Source organism: Gammaproteobacteria bacterium (assembly GCA_029884425.1).
Lineage (GTDB): Bacteria > Pseudomonadota > Gammaproteobacteria > S012-40 > S012-40 > JAOUHV01.
This window is the reverse complement of record JAOUHV010000085.1, coordinates 1-3,654: the sequence shown is the minus strand read 5'-3', so window position 1 is coordinate 3,654 and position 3,654 is coordinate 1. Positions and strand designations below refer to the sequence as shown.

The 3,654-nt window shown below is 54.3% G+C and carries 2 protein-coding genes; one reads left to right on the top strand and one right to left on the bottom strand.

The window, feature by feature from the left end; all coding sequences use genetic code 11:
- Positions 1-241 precede the first annotated feature (241 nt).
- Positions 242-1,630 (top strand): ATP-dependent RNA helicase DbpA, encoded by a 1,389-nt coding sequence (dbpA, locus tag OEW58_13905; GenBank protein MDH5302440.1) that lies wholly within the window; start codon positions 242-244, stop codon positions 1,628-1,630.
- A gap of 86 nt (positions 1,631-1,716) precedes the next feature.
- On the opposite strand, the gene OEW58_13900 is transcribed toward dbpA, so the two are convergent.
- Positions 1,717-3,099, bottom strand: a complete 1,383-nt coding sequence (locus tag OEW58_13900) for a DEAD/DEAH box helicase (GenBank protein ID MDH5302439.1) — start codon at positions 3,097-3,099, stop codon at positions 1,717-1,719.
- Positions 3,100-3,654: the final 555 nt, after the last annotated feature.

Genomic DNA, 3,654 nt, shown 5'->3' with positions numbered 1-3,654 from the left:
GATAGTGTGGCAGCTGCCATGTGAAAGTAGGTTATCGCCAGGCTTCTATACCCAAACCGCCCCTGTCTTACGACAGGGGCGGTTTTCTTTGTGCGGGCGGAAAAATGGCAACGATTCAACGCCGGCTGTTTTGCCGTTATCTCCGGGCAAATTGCCCCCATTTCAATAACCCTGCGCAATCCTTGGCGTAAACTGCGATAATCACGCTTTCTCAAATCCAGCCGAAACAGGACACCTACCGTTGAGCCAGACCGCCTTTTCCTCGCTTGAACTACATGCCGATTTGCTCAGCAATCTTGACTCGCTGGGCTATACCGAGATGACCCCCATACAGGCGCAGAGCCTGCCGGCCATATTGGCCAATCGCGATGTGATTGCTCAGGCCAAAACCGGCTCGGGCAAGACCGCGGCGTTCAGTTTGGGGATGTTGCAGAAATTGAACGTGAAGCAGTTTCGGATTCAATCGCTGGTGCTGTGTCCTACCCGTGAACTGGCCGATCAGGTCGCGGCAGAAATTCGCAAACTGGCGCGCAGCATCCATAACATCAAAGTGCTCACGCTGTGTGGCGGCGCGCCGTTTGGGCCGCAGGCTGGATCACTGGAACATGGTGCGCATATCGTGGTGGGAACACCGGGGCGGATTGAAGATCATCTGACGCGCGGCACGCTGAGTCTGGATGACTTGAACATGCTAGTGCTGGACGAAGCCGATCGTATGCTGGAAATGGGTTTTCAGGCGGCGCTGGATGCCATTATTGCCAAGGTTCCCGCATCACGCCAGACGCTGTTGTTCAGCGCGACATTCCCTGCGCAAATCAAAGCCATTGCCGATCACGTGATGACGCAGCCATTGATGGTCAGCGTTGCCGAAACCCATGATGAGGCGACCATTGAGCAGCATTTTTATAGCGTCGAAGGCAACGAACAACGGATGATGGCGCTGCGATTGTTGCTGCAACAATTTCGTCCGGCGTCATCGGTGGTGTTCTGCAACACCAAAAAAGAATGTCAGGACATTGCCGACATGCTGCGCGCCCAAGGCATGAGCGCATTGGCGCTGCACGGCGATCTGGAACAGCGCGACCGTGATCAAGTGCTGGTGCGGTTTGCCAACAAGAGTGTGGCGATTTTGGTCGCGACCGATGTGGCGGCCAGAGGGCTGGATGTGGAATCGCTGGACCTGGTAATCAATTTTCATTTGGCGCACGATCCAGAAACACATATTCACCGCATTGGCCGCACTGGTCGCGCCGGCAAAAAAGGCGTGGCCTGTTCGCTGATCAGTGAAAAAGAAAGCTACAAAGTTGCGCGCTTGAGCGATCATTTGGGACAACCCATCAACGGTGAAGCGTTGCCGGATAAAAGCGTGCTAACGCGTGAACCGTTGCGCGCAGAAATGGTGACGCTGCAAATTGATGGTGGCAAAAAACAAAAAATTCGCGCCGGCGATATTCTCGGCGCACTCACCAATGGCGACGGCATTGAAGGCGCGCAAATTGGCAAAATCCATTTGTACGACAACTGGTGTTTTGTTGCCGTCGCCAACAAGGTGGCCAAGCTGGCGATGAACAAAATCAGTCAGGGCAAAATCAAAGGCAAATCATTTCGCGCGCGATTGTTGCCGGGCTGATTGCCGTGTCGCCAATGCGCAGTGCATAAAAAAACGGCCCCACGTTGTTGGGGCCGTTTTGCATTTGGGCGAGTCGAATTGCGCGCTTAACCTTGGCTGGGTTTTGGTCTGGGCTTGTTCGCCGGTCTGCGTGCGGCCGGTTTGCCATTGCCTGGTTTTGCTGGACTGCGTTTTTTGTAATGCTCGCTGCCGGATTTCGCCGGGCCAGCGGGTTTGTTGCCGGGATTAGGTTTGCGCGGTTTGTTGGTGGCCTGATTGCCGTCGAATTCTTTTTTCACCTTTGGTTTTTTCGGTTTTTTTGGCCCACCAGGACGCGGCGCAGTGGCTGGCACAGTTTGGGTTGGAACAAAATTCGGCTCGGTTTTACGCGGCAAACGCTGCTGAATCAAGGTCTCGATATCGCGCAGCAGTACCGCTTCATCGGCGCTCACCAGCGAGATAGCTGCGCCATCGGCACCGGCACGTCCGGTGCGACCAATGCGATGCACATAATCCGCAGGGACGTTGGGCAAATCAAAATTGACCACGTGTGGTAATTGATCAATGTCGATACCGCGCGCGGCGATATCGGTGGCCACCAGCACGCGCACGTCACCGGCTTTGAATTGCGCGAGTGCCTTGGTGCGCGCGCCCTGGCTTTTGTTGCCATGAATCGCGGCGGCGGTGATTCCATCGGTCACCAGTTGTTCGCTCAATTTATTCGCGCCACGTTTGGTACGGGTAAACACCAGCACCTGTTGCCAGTTTTCGCGCTTGATCAAATGACTGAGCAGTGCGGGCTTGCGCTTCTGATCCACTTCATAAATGCTTTGCTCGACAGTTTTGGCGGCGGCATTGCGTGGGCTGGCTTCGATTTGCACCGGGTTGTGCAACAGACCTTCGGCCAGGCTGCGAATTTCGTTGGAGAACGTGGCAGAGAACAACAGGTTCTGCCGCTGCTTGGGCAACAGGGCGAGAATTTTTTTCACGTCGCGAATAAAGCCCATGTCCAGCATGCGATCGGCTTCATCCAGCACCAGAATTTCCAACTGGGTAAACTTCACCGCGTTTTGTTCATACAAATCCATCAAGCGTCCTGGGGTGGCAACCAGCACATCGACGCCGGGGCGCAGCTTCATCATTTGCGGATTAATTTTTACCCCGCCAAACACCACCGCAGAACGCAACGGCAAATATTTTCCATAGGTCGCGACACTTTCTGCGACCTGGGCAGCCAACTCGCGCGTGGGGGTCAGCACCAATGCGCGCACGGTGTTGGCCTTAAGTTTTCTTTCGCCGGACAAACGCTGCAAAATGGGCAAGGTAAAGCCAGCGGTTTTGCCGGTGCCGGTTTGCGCTGCAGCCATGACATCGCGCTTGTCCAAAATGGCAGGAATGGCTTGCTGCTGAACAGGGGACGGCGTGTTGTAGCCCTTGTCGCTAATGGCGCGTAGCAATTCGTCGGATAAGCCTAGTTGGGCAAAGTTCATGGTGTACGCTCTTATAAAGGAAGAAATATCGTTAGGTGATAACGGGTTACGGCCAAACGAGGAAAAACTCTAGTTGCAGGCCTGATCCGAGGGAGTGGTGACGCTACTAGCAGTGGTCTACGATTGTGCCGCATTCTACCTGAATAGCCGCTGTGGCAACAGTCCGGCGGCGCCGGCCCCCTGTCCCCCCAGCCGTTTAATGACGGCATTTTGAAATCATGGTATAAAAATCATACAAAATAACTGTTTAAAAGACACCCAATCAACGGTGCATGCAGGTGATCATTTCAGTTTTCCTCTATTGCCCAGGCGGGACGCCTGCGGATCGGTGAGGGCCGGATGGTGCGCGACGGTGTTGGCGGTGCGTTGTTGTGAACAGGGAAGTGGGGGCTCTTTCAACTCTGCCCTGTGATTAGAATAGTTACCGTAGGGTGCGCTGTGCGTTTGTGTAGTGGTCTAATAAAACCGGACACCATTTTAGGTGGTAAAATTGCCACCCTGAACGAGGTGTTCCATGAAAAAACAGCGTCGAACCTTTACGACAGAATTTAAGCA

Bases quoted from the DNA above. Each gene is read 5' to 3' on its own strand.
- OEW58_13900 (MDH5302439.1), bottom strand. From the start codon at position 3,099: ATGAACTTTGCCCAACTAGGCTTATCCGACGAATTGCTACGCGCCATT.